Raw genomic sequence first — 18,125 nt, 5'->3', positions numbered from 1 at the left:
TACTCGTGAAAAAACCATGACGCAATCTTCTTACAACGCTGATGCCATTGAGGTACTCACCGGGCTTGAGCCGGTTCGCCGCCGCCCAGGGATGTACACCGATACCACTCGTCCTAACCATTTGGGTCAGGAAGTTATTGATAACAGTGTGGATGAGGCACTGGCGGGCCACGCCAAGCGCGTGGAAGTTATTTTACATGCCGATCAGTCGCTGGAAGTTATCGACGATGGTCGCGGTATGCCGGTCGATATTCACCCGGAAGAGGGTGTGCCGGCGATAGAACTGATTTTCTGTCGTCTGCACGCGGGCGGTAAATTTTCCAATAAAAACTACCAGTTTTCTGGCGGCCTGCACGGCGTAGGGATTTCGGTGGTTAACGCCCTGTCAAAACGCGTGGAAGTGAACGTGCGTCGCGACGGACAGATTTACACCATGGCCTTTGAAAATGGCGAGAAAGTGGAAGATCTGCACGTCACCGGCACGGTCGGCAAACGTAACACCGGCACCAGCGTCCATTTCTGGCCGGATGAAAGCTTCTTCGACAGCCCGCGTTTCTCCGTTTCTCGCTTGTCGCACCTGCTGAAAGCGAAAGCGGTTCTGTGCCCCGGCGTAGAAATCGTCTTCAAAGACAAAGTGAACAATAGCGAGCAGACGTGGTGCTACGCCGACGGTCTGAACGACTATCTGTGCGAAGCCGTCAACGGCCTGCCGTTGCTGCCAGAAAAGCCGTTTGTGGGCAGCTTTGCCGGTGACACTGAGGCGGTGGACTGGGCGCTACTGTGGCTGCCGGAAGGCGGCGAGCTGCTGACTGAAAGCTACGTCAACCTGATCCCAACCATGCAGGGCGGCACGCATGTCAACGGTCTGCGTCAGGGCCTGCTTGACGCCATGCGCGAGTTCTGTGAGTACCGCAATATTCTGCCGCGCGGCGTGAAGCTCTCGGCGGAAGATATCTGGGATCGCTGCGCTTACGTGCTGTCAGTGAAAATGCAGGATCCGCAGTTCGCCGGACAGACCAAAGAGCGTCTCTCTTCTCGTCAGTGCGCGGCATTCGTGTCAGGCGTAGTGAAAGATGCCTTCAGTCTGTGGCTGAACCAGAACATCCAGGCGGCAGAAATGCTCGCCGAAATGGCCGTTTCCAGCGCACAGCGCCGTCTGCGAGCCGCTAAAAAAGTGGTGCGTAAGAAACTGACCAGCGGCCCCGCGCTGCCGGGCAAACTGGCCGACTGTACCGCGCAGGATCTCAATCGCACCGAACTGTTCCTCGTAGAAGGGGACTCAGCGGGCGGTTCTGCTAAACAGGCGCGCGACCGTGAATATCAGGCGATCATGCCGCTGAAGGGTAAGATCCTCAACACATGGGAAGTGTCGTCCGATGAAGTACTGGCCTCGCAAGAAGTGCATGACATTTCCGTGGCGATCGGCATCGATCCGGACAGCGACGATCTTAGCCAGCTGCGTTACGGCAAGATCTGTATCCTCGCGGATGCGGACTCCGATGGTCTGCACATTGCCACGCTGCTGTGTGCGCTGTTCGTGAAACACTTCCGCCACGTGGTGAAAGCCGGACACGTCTACGTAGCCATGCCGCCGCTGTATCGTATCGACCTCGGCAAAGAGGTCTTTTACGCACTCGACGAGCAGGAAAAAGAAGGCGTTCTGGACCAGCTGAAACGCAAGAAAGGTAAACCGAACGTTCAGCGGTTTAAAGGTTTGGGTGAAATGAACCCACTCCAGTTGCGTGAAACGACGCTCGATCCGAACACGCGCCGCCTGGTGCAGCTGTATATCGACGATGAATCCGATCAAAAGACTGATGCGATGATGGATATGCTGCTCGCCAAAAAACGTTCCGAAGACCGCCGTAATTGGTTGCAGGAAAAAGGCGACATGGCAGATCTGGAAGCCTGATTCGGGTGAGCAGATGTAAAAAACCGGCGAATGCGCCGGTTTTTTTACGCCCGCAGTAGGTCTGGTAAGCCTTTGCGTCACCGGGCTTTTGGCTTAAAATGGTTTGGCTAGCCGATAATCGCGACCCCAAGCCTCTCCATTATCAGTGACACCTGATAGCTATCCAGTTTGACGCCTTGTAAATCAACACTCCGCACATCTAAATCACCCAATTCTGAGTTGGTCAGATCGCAATGCGTCACGTTGGCAGCACGCCAATCAAACGAAGAAAACTCCCCGCCGGAGAGGTCTGAACCACTGAACGTTGCGCCCAGGATCTGGGTTCCATTCCAACGGTTTTCCCACAACTCACACTTCTCAAGCACGGCCTTCGAAAAATTGGCATAGCTAAGGTTGGTCTTCGTAATATAGGCGCTGCAAAACCAAGTGCGTGTCGTAATCATATTCCTAAAACTGGTGCCGCGAAAATCTGCGCCCTGAGCGCGACAGCCACGAATTTCGATCCCCAAGGCACTGGCATTCCTAAAGTCCGCCATCGATAAATCACAATCTTTGAAAATCGCATCTTTCAGAATAGCGCGGCTGAAATTACAGCCTTTTTGATTTTCGCGGTCATAAAACTGACAGCCGATAAACTCAGTGCCGGTCAGGTCAGCGCCAGAAAAATCGCAGTGATGAAACGTGCTGTGTTCAATTTTTGCACCCGTGAAGCGGTTTCTTTCAATTTTTTCGGCGGTCAGCGTGAGTGTCATAGGAATAAACCTGTTTTTTTATACAGTGAGCAGGGGCATGGTAAACGAATTTAACGTCGCGGGCCACCCTTCCAGTACGGGGTTTGTGTAGCGAATTGCCCGGCGGCACTTCGTTGGCACGGGCCTACGAGGACGTGATGTTGTAGCCCCGGTAAGCGCAGCGCCACCGGGGTATTGGTTTTCTATTCGTCTGGCGTATTGCCTGTGGTGGCGTGGAGGGCTACATTGAGGGTTGAGAGCGGGATGAGTGTGTTTTTTTAATTTGTAGTGGCATTTTTTGTGCTTGAAGATTGTCGAATGTCTCAGGGCGTGAAGCGGACATTAAACATGCAAATACTTTGCCAGATAGTCATCCATAAAAACGTAGACTAACATCTGAACTATCATTTTAATCAAAGGTTAAAAAATGGGAAAAACACCCCTGGAATATACACCTGTTGACTTATCTCGTTGGGCAAGGAAGGAGCATTTTGAGGTATTCCAGTCATTTGCTCAAAGTACATTTAACCAAACTGTCCTGGTAGATATTACCGCGCTGCTAAAATATGTAAGAGAAGTTGGCTGGAAATTTTATCCTACTATTATTTTCCTCCTTTCTAAAGTCGTAAACAGTCATGCGGAGTTCCGTATGGCCATGAAGAATAACGAGCTTGTCATATGGAATGAGGTTCATCCAAGCTATACCATTTTCCATAATGAAACAGAGACCTTTTCATCGTTATGGAGTCACTACGATGGCAATATTCATCACTTCCAGGGCGTTTATTCAGAAGACGTTGCACGCTATGGTAATAATCTTTCTTATTGGCCGAAAGGGAAGTCTCCGGGAAATATATTTTTCGTATCGGCTATTCCCTGGGTAAGTTTTACCAGTTTTAATGTCAACGTCGCTAACATGAAGAACTTTTTTGCGCCCATGTTCACGTTGGGAAAATACTACGAACAAGATGGAAAAATCGTGTTGCCGCTCGCCGTTCAGGTACATCATTCCGTGTGCGATGGTTTCCATGTGGCAAGGCTTATCAATGAGTTACAAGAGATCAGTAATGATATACGGCACCTTTCAGAGGCGTTCAATACTTGATGCGCCAGACGTCTTGTAGACCTCCTTTTAACCGTATCTGATTTTTCCATCTATATAAGGCTGAGGTTTACCAAATAGATAGCCTTGTGTGAAATCACAGCCCAGCAACTTAAGACTTTCCAGCTGCTCCTGTGTTTCAACACCTTCCGCAACGGCCTTCATATTGAGGGATTTCGCCATGCCGGTGATGAGCCTGATGATATTAAGGGCATCTTCCTGGGTCGATATCGACTGCACAAAGGATTTGTCTATTTTGATTTTATCGAAGGCAAGCCTGCTGAGGCGCGAAAGAGAAGAATAACCGGTACCAAAATCATCGATGGAGATGTTCACCCCCAGAGCCCGCAACGTGTTCAGCGTATTCATCGGCGTATTGCTCTCAGTAAAGAGCGAGGATTCAGTCACTTCCAGTTCAAGACGCTCAGCAGGAAGCCCTGTCTCGTTCAGAATGGACAGCACGATTCCGGCAAAGGCTTTGCTGCTTAGCTGGACAGGAGAAACGTTGACTGAAATTTTAGCTGGAATCACCCAGGAAGCGGCTTCCCGGCAGGCCATTTCAAGCACCAATTTCCCCATCTCGTTAATCATTCCTGTTTTTTCAGCCACAGGAATAAAGCTGTCCGGCGACAGGAGGCCTTTCAGAGGATGTATCCAACGAATAAGGGCTTCATAGCTGTAAATCTCCTGGCTGAAAGAATCGACAATAGGCTGATAATAAACCACGAATTCTTTATTCACTAACGCCAGCGCCATATCATGCTCAAGGGTTCGGCTTTCTTGCAGCTTATCTAACATCCATTGCCGGAAGACTTTTATCTTACCCGCGCCTTCCTTTTTGGCTTCATAAAGGGCCAGATCGGCAAATTTATAGAGGTAGTCGGAGCGGCGTTCAGTGTCTGAGATGACAATGCCGACGCTGGTGGTGATATTGATAATCGTATTATAAATAGAATAGGGCTGGTTAATAGCATCGCATATATTTTGGGCGCGTGACACGGCACTGTTTTCCGTCAGGCCACTCGAAAGAAACGCAAATTCATCCCCGCCTAAACGATAAAGCGTATCGGAAGTCATGCCCATCGAAATAAGGCGCTGTGATATCTGGCGTAATAACATATCACCGACATCATGACCATACGTATCATTGACCTCCTTGAATCGATCTAAATCAAACAACATCACATTCACAGTATTATTATTTTTTACTGCGGCTTCGATGGTTTCATTTAAATTTCCCCAGAAGAAATGACGGTTATTCATCTCTGTCAGAGAGTCATGGTAGACGTCATACTCCAGTTTTGCATTCTGGAGTTGCAGTTTTTCTTTAGATTCCTGCAGTGCTTCAGCAAGACTCTTTACCTGAAGATGAGCCTTCAGAATATTTCTGTTTTGATAAAATATCAGTACGCCCAGTATCGCACTCATTATTATCAACAATACAGATGTCGCTGAATAAATATAGTACAGGGTTTTAATTTTGAAGTTGGCGTCATTAATCGAGTTGATATCCCTGTCTAAAGCGCCAGACGACAGACGACTCAGTTGTGCATCAAGCGTCTGCATTTTTTTCAGATATGCCTGGATTTCTGAACGGTTCATTTTCTCAAGATGAATATCCAGATACTCCAGTGTCTTTTCAAGCTGTTGAGCCAGTGCATAATGGGATTTATTACTTTCTATGTAATTGCGCAGATCACCTTGTTTCATTAAATCACTCTGGCTGAGCATAATGTCGAGACGCATACGCACATCATCCAGCGTCATTGTCTTATCAATAGTGTAAAGACCAAGCAACGATTCGAACCGGTAATATTCTGAAACTATCTGTGCTGCAGACCACGAAGCGGCGTAATGAGTCAGTTTCTGTAACTCTTGCTGTCTTTCATGGACAAGGAAAGAGATATACGCGGTCGATATAAACAGGAATAAAATGATGCCAGCCAGAATTCTGTTCATGTTGGTCTTATGATCCCTTACTCAATCTTCATTCTGCTGACCTGCCAGGCTGACCTTGAATAATAAATCTGATTATTCAGTTCAGGGATGCTGTCATAGGGGTAGACAACAAACAACGGGCCTTTATCACGGATACGCATATATTCTCCGTTGATTTTTAGCGCAAGGATAACGTTGTATTTCTTAAAATCATTGAGAGGGATTTCGGTGGTGTAGTCATTGAGCGCAGTGATCTTAACAACAGAACCTTTCGACCCGACATAATCCATGAGCTTTTGCAGTGGAATACCCGTAAAGGTCGTGCGGCCATCATACCAGGGAGAAGTGGTCTGAAAACTGACCATCCCCAGTTTCTCAAGGCTGGCGAGATCAAAAACGGCTTTTCCACCTTCATTTGTATTTTCGATATTACCAGATAGCGTTAAAAGGACTTTACCGGCAGGTTTGGAAAACTCACCCGCCCAGACCTGTGTGGAGAGCACAAAGCTTAACAGCATGACAATTAACCGCATTCTGACCTCGCATATCAACCGGATGTTAAAGAATTATAATTTAGTTACTGTGCTATTTATATATGCGCCAGGGCTATTATTACAGCAATCCTGTTGCCAATATTTTAACCCATCAAAATCAAGCGGTTAAAAACACTTACTTTTTATATTGATTAAGGGGAGTTGATGCCATTATTTGATATAAACAAAATAGTGGCGCACCTGTGCAAAAAATAGCCACCACTTTGCTCGGCGCAAAAAAACAAACAAAAAAGCCGGACAACACAAATAATGCGCTATCCGGCTTTGAAATTTTATTCAGGGAAATTACAGTGCAGGTTCCAGAATGCGGATGTGGCTTTCCAGCACGTCGCCTTTAACGGCTTCGCTCCACGCTTTCATGTGCGGAGTTTGCAGATGCGCTTCGAGATGCGCCACCGTTTCCCACAGCTCAACCATGGTGATGGAGTCCGGTGCAGTGGCCTGGAAGCTCACGCCTGCGGCATTGTCGACCATTGGTGCGTAGCCGTGGCAGCCTTCTTCCTTCAGCACGGTTGGGATAATTTTCGCGAACTGATCCAGTACGGCCTGACGGTGATGCTGGCCAGGACGGGTACGGATCTCAGCAATGACAGTTAACATGATAGTCGTACTCCTTTTTATGCAGACCGTCAGTTAACCAAAAATCTCGGCAAGATGCTTGCGATATTCTGCGACATAACGCGGAACGTCAGGCATTTTGATCACGTCATTGGCGATAAAGGTCGGCAGCGCGTCCATCCCCAGGAACTGGTTGGCTTTGTGGAACGGCAGGTAAGCACCGTCTACACCGACGCCGTGGAAGAACTGATCTTTCTCGGTGAAGGCTTCCATCGGTGCATTCCAGGTCAGAGACAGCATGTAGGTTTTGCCCTGGATCAGGCCGCCGGAGCCGTATTTTTTACTGGCGTCAGAACGGGTACGACCGTCGCTGGCGTACAGTGAGCCGTGGCCTTCGGTGAACACGTCGTCGATGTATTTTTTCACGGTCCATGGCGCGCCCATCCACCAGCCTGGCATCTGCCAGATAATGGTGTCGGCCCACAGGAAGTTTTGCACTTCCGTTTTCACGTCGTAATCACTGTCGGCGCGAACAACACGGACTTCATGCCCGGCGTCGCGCAGGAAACCATCCGCGACCTCGGTCATGGTGTCGTTCAGCTGGCCGTTGGAATGACCGAATTTTTTACCGCCGTTGATAATCAGGATCTTGCTCATCGTAATGCCTTAGAAAGGAAGTTTGCCGGTAGTGTAACGCCGGCAACGAGACGATGAAATCAGCAAAATGTGCAAAGTCTTTTGCGATTTTAGCAATAATACTACTGCCAGTTTACGCGGGCGACGAACCCGCCTTCCGGAGCATTGCTGAAAACAACGGTCATCTGATGCAGGGCGGCGATGCGCTGTACGATGGATAACCCGAGGCCGCTGCCGGGTTCATCCTGCCCAGGTGGTCGGTAAAAACGCTCGCCAATACGGGCGAGGGCGTCGGCGTTAATCCCCGGCCCGTTATCACGTACGGTAACGTTATGGGCGTCGAGCGTGACATCCACCGTGCTGCCGCGCGGGCTGTACCGCACGGCGTTATCCAGCAGGTTGCGTACCAGCAGGCTTAACAGCAGCGCCTGGCCTTTGCGCGTCACGTCAGGCGCATTCACATGCAGGCGCAGCTCGATGCCCGCCTGGTGCGCCGGGTGGTAAATATCCATCACCGCCGATTGCAGCAGGTCGGCCAGCAAAATCTGCTCGACATCATCCAGCCCGGCGAGGGAATCCAGGCGCGACAGCGTCAGCAATTGTTCCACCAGACGCGTGGCCCGGTCGATACCAAAATGCAGCTGCGACAGCGCTTTCTCCCGGCTCTGCGGATCGTCCATCGACATCTGCGCCACTTCCGTTTGCACCTTCAGGGCGGTGAGCGGACTGCGCAGTTCGTGGGCGGCATCGGAGGTAAAGCGTCGCTCGCGGATAATCATCTCATGCGAGCGGATAAACAACTGGTTCAGGGCATCAACCAGCGGACGGACTTCGCCCGGCACGCCGGTGGTATCAAGCTGTTCATCGGAGCCGGGTGTGCGGCTGCGCAGGGTGCGGGTCAGTTTTTTCAGCGGCGCGAGCTCGCGGCCGAGCAGCAAAATCAGCAGCAGTACCATCAGCGGCAGCGCCACCAGCCACGGCGCAAGCTGTGAAGTGATGATATCCAGCGCCATTTCCTGGCGGTAATCCCACTCCTGGCCGACTACGATCCGGTATTTTTCATCGGCGGTGGTTATCCACAATAAACGCCATTCGTCGTCGTCATTATTAATGCGACCATCATCGAAACCTTCGCGGCGATAGTGGTAGGGAATGTCCTGCCCGTTATCGCCGTCGTTCAGCACCATCCGCCCGTCGGTGGTAAAAATGGCGAACGCCAGCGCGTCGTCGTCGAGATGCCCGTGCTTAATCTTCTTTTTGGTGCGCAGCTGTGGCGAGGTGAAGTGCAGCTCGTTGAAATCCATTGCGCTCAGGCGCTTGGCGAACAGCATCTGCTGGGTATCAAACAGCTTGTCGAGCTTATGGGTGGTTTGCTGCCAGGCGATGAAGCTGGCGCAGCTCCAGGCCACCAGCGTCAGCACGATAAACAGCAGCGTCAGGTGCAGACGCAGACTCATGTGGCGCAGAAATCTCATTTATTGTTCGCCCAGGGTGTAGCCGATACCGTGTACCGTGCGGATAAACGGGGTGCCGAGCTTGCGGCGCAAATGGTGGACGTGAACTTCCACGGCGTTGCTGGAGACGTCGTCGTCCCAGTTATACAGCTTCTCTTCGATGAGTTTACGCGGCAGAACGCGCCCGGCGTTGCGCATCAGCAGTTCCAGTAGCGCGAATTCTTTCGGTTTGAGCGTCAGCGGTTCATCGTTCAGGAAGGCGGTCAGGCTGTCGGGGTTGAGCGTCACCGCGCCGTGGCACAGGGCGTTGCTGGCCTGGCCGTGTACGCGACGAATCAGCGCCTCCAGCCGGGCGGCGACTTCAATCAGGGCGAACGGCTTGCACAGGTAATCGTCGGCACCTGCGCGCAGGCCTTCTACACGCTGGGCGAGCGCGTCGCGGGCAGTGAGGATCAGCACCGGTTCTTTGCGGCCATCGGCGCGCCATTCACGCAGGATTTCCAGACCGTCGATGCCCGGCAGCGTCAAACCCAGGATCACCGCGTCATAGGGCGCGGTAAACAGCGCCGCTTTGCCTTCTTCGCCACGCGTAAACCAGTCGAGCGTAAAGCCCATTTTGACCAGCCCTGCCTTCAAACCGTCGCCAATCAGCTTATCGTCTTCTACCAGTAAAATTCGCATCCTTTCGCCCCGTTTTAACCGACATTAAACGTCAGTAAACCCGCGCGAAGCGGTGCTGTACAGCAAAAAATAATCTTTTTCCCCCTTAAGAAATCGTTAAGTTTTGTGCTGTTTAATGGGTTTCAGAGTCCACTCAAAAGGAGAGATTGTGATGAAAAAGACATTAGCGATAGCGGCCATTGTGGCCTTGATGTCAGCCCCAGTGTTTGCGGCGAATACTCAGGGAGGTTTTTCGGGTCCAGGTGCGACCCCAACAGCGGCCCAGACCAGCCAGAACGGCGGATTTATCGGGCCAAACGGTAGCGTCACCACCGTCGAAAAAGCCAAATCCCTGCGCGACGATGCGTGGGTGACGCTGCGTGGGAATATCGTAGAGCGTATTTCCGATGACCTTTACACCTTCAAAGATTCCACCGGCACGGTGAACGTGGATATCGACCACAAGCGCTGGAACGGCGTGACCGTCACCCCGCAGGACGTGGTGGAGATTCAGGGGGAAGTCGATAAAGACTGGAACTCTGTCGAAATCGACGTGAAGCAGGTCAACAAAGTCAGCAAGTAACGCCCGTGCCGCCGCGTCCGTGGCGGCAAAACTGCGTATCCCCTGTGACTCAGCGCGCCAGATAAGGTACTATCTGCGGCAATATTGCCCCCTTCTATGGCCGGGCGAAATCGTTGAGGAATCACAGTTAATGAGCGATATGGCAGAGCGCCTTGCGCTACATGAGTTTACGGAAAAAGCGTACCTTGACTACTCCATGTACGTCATCATGGACCGCGCATTGCCGTTTATCGGCGACGGCCTGAAACCGGTACAGCGCCGCATTGTTTACGCAATGTCAGAGCTGGGGCTGAGCGCCAGCGCCAAGTTCAAGAAATCCGCCCGTACGGTCGGTGACGTGCTGGGTAAATATCACCCGCACGGCGACAGCGCCTGTTATGAAGCGATGGTGCTGATGGCACAGCCGTTCTCCTATCGTTACCCGCTGGTCGACGGCCAGGGGAACTGGGGTGCGCCGGACGATCCGAAGTCCTTCGCCGCCATGCGTTATACCGAGTCCCGCCTGTCGAAGTATGCCGAAGTGCTGCTGGGCGAGCTGGGGCAGGGCACCGTTGACTGGCTGCCAAACTTCGATGGCACGCTGCAAGAGCCGCGCATGTTACCTGCGCGTTTGCCGAATATTCTGCTGAACGGCACCACCGGGATTGCGGTGGGGATGGCGACGGATATTCCGCCGCATAATGTTCGTGAAGTGGCGAAAGCGGCGATTACGCTGATTGAACAGCCGAAAACCACCCTCGACCAACTGCTCGATATCGTGCAGGGCCCGGATTATCCGACTGAAGCAGAAATCATCACGCCTCGCGCCGATATCCGTAAAATTTACCAGACCGGCCGCGGCTCCGTGCGTATGCGTGCGGTGTGGAAAAAAGAAGACGGCGCGGTGGTCATTACTGCGCTGCCGCATCAGGTGTCCGGTGCGCGCGTGCTGGAGCAAATCGCCAGCCAGATGCGCAATAAAAAACTGCCGATGGTCGACGACCTGCGCGACGAATCCGATCACGAAAACCCAACCCGTCTGGTTATCGTGCCACGCTCCAACCGTGTGGATATGGAACAGGTGATGAACCACCTGTTTGCCACCACCGATCTGGAAAAAAGCTACCGCATTAACATGAACATGATCGGTCTGGATAACCGTCCACAGGTGAAAAACCTGCTGGAGATCCTCACCGAATGGCTGGCCTTCCGCCGCGATACCGTCAGCCGTCGCCTGAATTACCGTCTGGAGAAAGTGCTCAAGCGCCTGCATATCCTCGAAGGTTTGCTGGTGGCGTTCCTCAATATCGACGAAGTGATCGAAATCATTCGTCATGAAGATGAGCCGAAACCGGCGCTGATGTCGCGTTTTGGCATCAGCGAAACGCAGGCTGAAGCGATCCTCGAACTGAAATTGCGCCACCTCGCTAAGCTGGAAGAGGTGAAAATTCGCGGTGAGCAAAACGACCTCGAAAAAGAGCGCGATCACATTCAGTCGATCCTTGCGTCCGAGCGCAAGATGAGCAACCTGCTGAAGAAAGAGCTTCAGGCTGATGCCGAAGCGTTTGGCGACGATCGCCGTTCTCCGCTGCGTGAGCGCGAAGAAGCGAAGGCCATGAACGAACACGACATGCTGCCGTCTGAGCCGGTCACGATTGTGCTGTCGCAGAGCGGCTGGGTGCGTAGCGCCAAAGGCCACGACATCGATGCGAAGGGACTGAGCTACAAAGCGGGCGACAGCTGGAAAGCGTCGGCGAAGGGCAAGAGCAACCAGCCGGTGGTGTTTATTGATACCACCGGACGCAGCTACGCCGTCGACCCGATTTCGATGCCGTCCGCGCGTGGGCAGGGCGAGCCGCTGACCGGCAAGCTGACGCTGCCGCCGGGTGCGACCGTCAATCATATGCTGATGGGAAACGACGATCAAAAACTGCTGATGGCGTCCGACGCCGGTTACGGTTTCGTCTGTACCTTCAACGATTTAGTGGCGCGTAATCGCGCAGGTAAAGCGCTCATCACGCTGCCAGAAAATGCGCAGGTCATGCCGCCGCTGGTGATTGAGGATGAGTCCGACATGCTGCTGGCTATTACTCTGGCGGGACGCATGTTGATGTTCCCACTGAGCGATTTGCCGCAGTTGTCGAAAGGTAAGGGTAATAAGATCATCGGTATTCCGTCCGCAGATGCAGCGAAGGGCGCTGATGGCCTGGCGCATCTCTACATCCTGCCACCGCAGAGCACGCTGACCATTCACGTTGGTAAGCGGAAAATCAAACTGCGTCCGGAAGAACTGCAGAAAGTCACTGGCGAACGCGGTCATCGCGGCACGCTGATGCGCGGTCTGCAAAAAATCGATCGGATCGACATTGATTCTCCACTGCGTGCCAGCGCGGGCGACAGCGAAGAGTAATCCCGTTGCCCCTTCTCTCCGGAAGGGGCTGTAAAATTTGCGGCAAACCGTTGTTAATTCGTGCGTTGCGATTAACAATACCCTAATAAAGGTTCTGCAAGTCACATCCCCTGACCGGTATATAATTCTAAGCGGTCAGGATTTCAGAGGTAGCTATGCTATTGATTTTTCGCGCAATCATCGTTGTCATTTATTGCATTCTGGTATGCATTCTTGGCTGTGTTTATTGTCTGTTTAGCCCACGTAATCCGAAGCACGTTGCGACGTTTGGCCATTTGTTTGGCCGACTGGCCCCGGTTTTGGGCCTGAAAGTCGAAAAACGTCTGCCGGAAGGGTATGAAAACTTTGGTAATGCCATTTATATCGGCAACCATCAAAATAACTACGACATGGTGACGGCGGCGAATATCGTCGTCCCGCCGACGGTTACCGTCGGAAAGAAAAGCCTGTTATGGGTTCCGTTTTTCGGCCTGCTGTACTGGCTGACAGGCAACCTGCTGATCGACCGTAACAATCGCTCAAAAGCACACGGCACCATCGCCGAAGTGGTTAATGCTTTCCAGAAACGTAAGATTTCGTTCTGGATGTTCCCGGAAGGCACCCGCAGCCGTGGCCGTGGCCTGCTGCCGTTTAAGACCGGTGCGTTCCATGCTGCAATTGCTGCTGGCGTCCCAATTATTCCGGTGTGTGTTTCTAATACCTCGAATAAAATTAACCTGAACCGTATCAATAACGGTCTGGTTATCGTCGAAATGCTGCAACCGATTGATACCAGCCGCTACGGCAAAGATCAGGTGCGTGAACTTGCGACGCATTGCCGTGAAGTCATGAAGGCGAAAATCGCCGAGCTTGACCTGGAAGTTGCCGAACGCGAAGCGGCGAAAAAGAAAAAATAAGCGTCACTGCGAGCCGCCATGCCGTTTACGACATGGTGCAATTGCAAGTGACCACTGTTTGGGAACGGTTTCCCTCTGTTTTATAGTCAGTTTCATGGAGTTAATATGTCACTCAGTCGGCGTCAATTTATTCAGGCATCAGGAGTAGCGCTTTGTGCTGGCGCAGTGCCACTGAGGGCAAATGCGGCAGGCCAGCAGCCAGCGTTGCCAGTTCCCCCATTGCTTGAATCCCGTCGTGGACAGCCTCTGTTTTTAACCCTGCAACGTGCGCACTGGTCATTTACCCAGGGCACGCGTGCCCCGGTCTGGGGCATCAATGGGCGCTATCTCGGGCCGACTATCCGTGTGTGGAATGGTGATGACGTCAAACTGATTTACAGCAACCGTCTGACGGAAAACGTGGCGATGACCATCCGTGGTCTGCAGGTGCCAGGTCCGTTGATTGGCGGCGCGGCGCGCATGATGTCGCCGAATGCCGATTGGGCCCCGGTGCTGCCTATTCGCCAAAACGCCGCCACCTTGTGGTATCAGGCCAATACGCCGAACCATACGGCAGAGCAGGTCTATAACGGCCTCGCGGGCATGTGGCTGGTTGAAGATGAAGTGAGTAAATCCTTACCTATTCCGAACCACTACGGCGTAGACGATTTCCCGGTCATTATTCAGGACAAGCGTCTCGATAATTTTGGCGCGGCGGAGTACAGCGAACCGGGCAGCGGTGGCTTTGTGGGCGATACGCTGATGGTCAACGGTGCGCAAAGCCCGTACGTCGAAGTGTCTCGCGGCTGGGTACGATTGCGTTTGCTGAACGCGTCAAACTCTCGCCGTTACCTGCTGCAAATGAGCGACGGTCGCGCGCTGCACGTGATTTCCGGCGATCAGGGATTCCTGCCTGCACCCGTTTCGGTGAAGCAGCTGTCGCTGGCACCGGGCGAGCGCCGTGAAATTCTGGTCGACATGACCAACGGGGACGAAGTGTCGATCACCTGCGGTGAAGCGGCGGGCATTGTGGACCGCATTCGCGGCTTCTTTGAGCCGTCGAGCATTCTGATTTCGACCCTGGTGCTGACGCTGCGCCCAACCGGTCTGTTGCCGCTGGTCACCGACAGCCTGCCGATGCGCCTGCTGCCTGAAGAAATCATGACCGGCACACCTATCCGCAGCCGCGATTTTACACTTGGCGACGATCCGGGCATCAATGGTCAGCTGTGGGACCCGCAGCGCATTGACGTCACGGCACAGCAGGGATCGTGGGAGCGCTGGACGCTTCGCGCCGATAGCCCGCAATCGTTCCATATTGAAGGGGTGATATTCCAGATCCGCAACGTGAACGGCGCGATGCCATTCCCAGAAGATCGCGGCTGGAAAGATACGGTGTGGATAGACGGTCAGGTTGAGCTGTTGGTGTATTACGGCCAGCCGTCGTGGCCACACTTCCCGTTCCAGTTTGCCAGCCAGACGCTGGAACTCGCCGACCGCGGATCGATTGGCCAGATGCTGGTGAATCCTGCGCCGTAATCCACACGATGAAGGGGGACATATGCCCCTTCATTTTTTGCATCAATTCAGCGTATAATCCCCGCCTTTTGCACCCTTTTTAACCACCCGGAAGCACTATGAGCGCAATTTCCCTGATCCAACCGGATCGCTCCCTCTTCTCCTGGCCGCAGTATTGGGCGGCCTGTTTTGGCCCCGCGCCATTTTTACCGATGTCTCGGGAAGAGATGGATCAACTTGGCTGGGATAGCTGCGACATCATCATGGTGACGGGCGACGCGTACGTCGATCACCCGAGCTTCGGGATGGCCATCTGCGGACGCATGCTGGAAGCTCAGGGCTTCCGCGTGGGGATCATCTCCCAGCCAGACTGGAACAGCAAAGACGACTTCATGCGTCTGGGCAAACCGAATCTGTTCTTTGGCGTCACCGCGGGCAACATGGATTCCATGATTAACCGCTATACCGCCGACCGTAAACTGCGTCACGACGATGCGTATACGCCAGATAACGTCGCGGGCAAACGACCGGATCGCGCGACCCTGGTTTACACCCAACGCTGTAAAGAAGCCTGGAAAGACGTGCCGGTTATCCTTGGCGGGATCGAAGCGAGCCTGCGTCGCTCCGCGCATTACGATTACTGGTCTGATACCGTGCGTCGTTCAGTGCTGGTGGATTCCAAAGCCGACATGCTGATTTTCGGCAACGGTGAACGACCACTGGTGGAAGTTGCGCATCGCCTCTCAATGGGCGAACAGGTGTCCGATATTCGTGACGTGCGTAACACTGCGATCATGGTGAAAGAAGCTCTGCCAGGCTGGAGTGGCGTGGATTCCACTCGTCTCGACACGCCGGGAAAAATCGACCCGATCCCACATCCTTACGGTGAAGATTTACCGTGTGCCGACAACAAACCTGTTGCGCCGAAAAAGGCAGAAGCCAAAGCCATTACCGTGCAGCCGCCGAAGCCAAAGCCATGGGAAAAAACTTACGTGCTGCTGCCTTCTTACGAGAAAGTAAAAGGCGACAAAGTACTGTATGCGCATGCCTCACGTATTCTGCATCATGAAACCAACCCGGGCTGTGCCCGCGCGCTGATGCAAAAACATGGCGATCGCTACATCTGGCTGAACCCACCGGCTATCCCGCTTTCCACCGAAGAGATGGACAGTGTGTTTGCACTGCCATACCAGCGTATCCCGCATCCGGCGTACGGCGACAGCCGCATCCCGGCTTACGAGATGATCCGCTTCTCGATCAACATCATGCGCGGCTGCTTTGGTGGCTGTTCCTTCTGTTCGATAACCGAGCACGAAGGGCGCATTATTCAGAGCCGTTCCGAAGATTCGATCATCAACGAGATCGAAGCCATTCGCGACACTGTGCCAGGTTTTACCGGTATTATTTCCGATCTTGGTGGCCCGACCGCCAACATGTACATGCTGCGCTGCAAATCACCGCGCGCCGAGCAGACCTGTCGCCGCCTGTCCTGTGTTTACCCTGATATCTGTAAACACATGGACACCAACCACGAGCCGACGATCAATCTGTATCGCCGCGCCCGCGAGCTGGACGGCGTCAAAAAGATCCTCATCGCTTCCGGCGTGCGCTATGACATCGCGGTAGAAGATCCGCGCTATATCAAAGAGCTGGCGACCCATCACGTCGGTGGTTATCTGAAGATTGCGCCGGAGCATACCGAAGAAGGCCCGCTGTCGAAGATGATGAAACCGGGAATGGGAAGTTATGACCGCTTTAAAGAGCTGTTTGACACCTATTCGAAACAGGCCGGGAAAGAGCAGTATCTGATCCCTTACTTCATTTCTGCGCACCCGGGCACCACTGACGAAGATATGGTTAACCTGGCGCTGTGGCTGAAGAAGAACCGCTTCCGTCTCGATCAGGTGCAGAACTTCTACCCGTCGCCGCTCGCCAACTCGACCACCATGTATTACACCGGTAAAAACCCGCTGGGTAAGATTGGTTATAAGAGCGAAGATATCGCGGTGCCGAAGGGCGACAAACAGCGTCGTCTGCACAAAGCGCTGCTGCGCTATCACGATCCGGCTAACTGGCCGATGATTCGTCAGGCGCTGGAAGCGATGGGTAAAAAGCATTTGATTGGCGGACGCCGTGAATGTCTGGTGCCATCCCCGACACTCGAAGAAATGCGGGAAGCGCGTCGACAGAACCGTCACACGCGTCCGGCGTTGACCAAGCACACGGCGGTGGCGCATCAGCGTCAGACGCCAGCTGCGAATAAAAAACGCGGAAAAGTTGCGGGGCGTTAAACCGATTTGCCCGGTGGCGCTTGCGCTTATCGGGCCTACAACACCGTAGGCCGGATAAGCGTTAGCGCCATCCGGCATCTCCACAAAAGGCGTTAACCACCGAACTGATCCGGGTCCGGCCCGAGCCGTTTCGCCTGGTCCAGCTTCGCAATCTCACCCAGTTCGTCTTTATCCAGACGGAAATCCCATACGTCGAAGTTTTCCGCAATACGCGTTGGCGTAACGGATTTCGGGATGACCACCAGTCCACTATCCAGATGCCAGCGAATCACAATCTGGGCCGGTGTCTTGCCGTATTTCTCCGCCAGATGGCGAATAATAGTCTGATCGAAAACCCCTTCGCCGCCCTGTGCCAGCGGGCTCCACGACTCGGTCTGGATCTTGTGTGTCGCGTTCCAGGAATGCAATTGACGCTGCTGCATCAGAGGATGAAGTTCAATCTGGTTAATGACTGGCGAGACGCCGGTTTCATCAATCAGGCGTTGCAGGTGGCTCACCTGGAAATTACACACGCCGATGCTTTTCACCAGACCCTGTTTTTGCAGTTCAATCATCCCACGCCAGGCTTCAACGTAATGATCGATAGCCGGGACCGGCCAGTGCATCAGATATAGATCGACATAATCGAGCTGCAGTTTATCGAGACTTTCCTGGAGTGCTTCTGCCGGACGTTTCTGATCGTCATTCCACAGCTTGGTGGTAATGAACAGCTCATCGCGCGCGACGCCTGCACTGGCGAGTGCTTTACCTACGCCATCTTCATTTTTATACGCGGCGGCGGTATCGATAGAGCGATAGCCGACCTCCAGCGCCTTATGAATGGCGGTAACCACTTCCTCGTTGCCTGCTTTCCACACGCCGAGACCCAGTTGTGGCATGATGTTGCCGTCATTGAGTTTGATTACGGTTGGATGTGTCATGCTG

At 53.2% G+C, this 18,125-nt stretch carries 15 protein-coding genes; 7 read left to right on the top strand and 8 right to left on the bottom strand.

Annotated elements, in window-relative coordinates; all coding sequences use genetic code 11:
* Positions 1 to 16: 16 nt before the first annotated feature.
* Positions 17 to 1,912 (top strand): DNA topoisomerase IV subunit B, encoded by a 1,896-nt coding sequence (gene parE, locus MUU47_RS07460; protein ID WP_258987553.1) that lies wholly within the window; start codon positions 17 to 19, stop codon positions 1,910 to 1,912.
* 107 nt (positions 1,913 to 2,019) lie between these two features.
* Here parE and MUU47_RS07455 read toward each other — a convergent pair whose 3' ends face one another.
* Positions 2,020 to 2,664, bottom strand: coding sequence for a Qnr family pentapeptide repeat protein (locus MUU47_RS07455; protein ID WP_258987552.1), 645 nt, complete (start codon positions 2,662 to 2,664; stop codon positions 2,020 to 2,022).
* 406 nt (positions 2,665 to 3,070) lie between these two features.
* On the opposite strand from MUU47_RS07455, the gene catA reads away from it, so the two are divergent.
* Positions 3,071 to 3,748, top strand: a complete 678-nt coding sequence (gene catA, locus MUU47_RS07450; RefSeq protein WP_258987551.1) for a type A chloramphenicol O-acetyltransferase — start codon at positions 3,071 to 3,073, stop codon at positions 3,746 to 3,748.
* Between the two features lie 27 nt (positions 3,749 to 3,775).
* Here catA and MUU47_RS07445 read toward each other — a convergent pair whose 3' ends face one another.
* From MUU47_RS07445 to qseB, 6 genes are all read right to left on the bottom strand, one after another.
* Positions 3,776 to 5,704 (bottom strand): putative bifunctional diguanylate cyclase/phosphodiesterase, encoded by a 1,929-nt coding sequence (locus MUU47_RS07445; RefSeq protein ID WP_258987550.1) that lies wholly within the window; start codon positions 5,702 to 5,704, stop codon positions 3,776 to 3,778.
* A 17-nt stretch (positions 5,705 to 5,721) separates the two neighbouring features.
* Entirely contained in the window at positions 5,722 to 6,216 is a 495-nt protein-coding gene (locus MUU47_RS07440; protein WP_258987549.1) for a putative pterin-binding protein, read from the bottom strand.
* 306 nt (positions 6,217 to 6,522) lie between these two features.
* Positions 6,523 to 6,837 (bottom strand): putative quinol monooxygenase, encoded by a 315-nt coding sequence (locus MUU47_RS07435; protein WP_159759928.1) that lies wholly within the window; start codon positions 6,835 to 6,837, stop codon positions 6,523 to 6,525.
* 33 nt (positions 6,838 to 6,870) lie between these two features.
* Positions 6,871 to 7,452: an NAD(P)H-dependent oxidoreductase gene (locus MUU47_RS07430; protein WP_258987548.1), complete on the bottom strand. Its 582-nt coding sequence runs from the start codon at positions 7,450 to 7,452 to the stop codon at positions 6,871 to 6,873.
* A gap of 101 nt (positions 7,453 to 7,553) precedes the next feature.
* A complete protein-coding gene (gene qseC / locus MUU47_RS07425) occupies positions 7,554 to 8,906 on the bottom strand; it encodes a quorum sensing histidine kinase QseC (RefSeq protein WP_258987547.1) in 1,353 nt (450 codons plus the stop codon).
* A complete protein-coding gene (gene qseB, locus MUU47_RS07420; RefSeq protein ID WP_258987546.1) occupies positions 8,907 to 9,566 on the bottom strand; it encodes a quorum sensing response regulator transcription factor QseB in 660 nt (219 codons plus the stop codon).
* Positions 9,567 to 9,717: 151 nt separating this feature from the next.
* Here qseB and MUU47_RS07415 point away from each other — a divergent pair, with 151 nt between their 5' ends.
* From MUU47_RS07415 to MUU47_RS07395, 5 genes are all read left to right on the top strand, one after another.
* On the top strand, positions 9,718 to 10,128 hold the full coding sequence (locus MUU47_RS07415; protein ID WP_258987545.1) for a YgiW/YdeI family stress tolerance OB fold protein: 411 nt from the start codon (positions 9,718 to 9,720) through the stop codon (positions 10,126 to 10,128).
* A gap of 130 nt (positions 10,129 to 10,258) precedes the next feature.
* A complete protein-coding gene (parC, locus tag MUU47_RS07410; protein WP_258987544.1) occupies positions 10,259 to 12,517 on the top strand; it encodes a DNA topoisomerase IV subunit A in 2,259 nt (752 codons plus the stop codon).
* 155 nt (positions 12,518 to 12,672) lie between these two features.
* Complete coding sequence (locus MUU47_RS07405) at positions 12,673 to 13,413, top strand: 1-acylglycerol-3-phosphate O-acyltransferase (protein ID WP_258987543.1); 741 nt, start codon at positions 12,673 to 12,675, stop codon at positions 13,411 to 13,413.
* A 105-nt stretch (positions 13,414 to 13,518) separates the two neighbouring features.
* Positions 13,519 to 14,931 carry a cell division protein FtsP gene (gene ftsP, locus MUU47_RS07400; RefSeq protein ID WP_258987542.1) on the top strand — a complete coding sequence of 471 codons (1,413 nt, stop codon included), beginning with the start codon at positions 13,519 to 13,521 and terminating at the stop codon, positions 14,929 to 14,931.
* Positions 14,932 to 15,029: 98 nt separating this feature from the next.
* On the top strand, positions 15,030 to 17,201 hold the full coding sequence (locus MUU47_RS07395; RefSeq protein WP_258987541.1) for a YgiQ family radical SAM protein: 2,172 nt from the start codon (positions 15,030 to 15,032) through the stop codon (positions 17,199 to 17,201).
* A gap of 92 nt (positions 17,202 to 17,293) precedes the next feature.
* Here the strand turns inward: MUU47_RS07395 and dkgA are convergent, their stop codons facing one another.
* Positions 17,294 to 18,121, bottom strand: coding sequence for a 2,5-didehydrogluconate reductase DkgA (gene dkgA, locus MUU47_RS07390; RefSeq protein ID WP_258987540.1), 828 nt, complete (start codon positions 18,119 to 18,121; stop codon positions 17,294 to 17,296).
* Positions 18,122 to 18,125: the final 4 nt, after the last annotated feature.

It is taken from the genome of Scandinavium hiltneri, from assembly GCF_024764835.1.
GTDB lineage: Bacteria > Pseudomonadota > Gammaproteobacteria > Enterobacterales > Enterobacteriaceae > Scandinavium > Scandinavium hiltneri.
The sequence above is the reverse complement of the archived record's forward strand: the minus strand, read 5'-3'. Positions and strand labels throughout refer to the sequence as shown.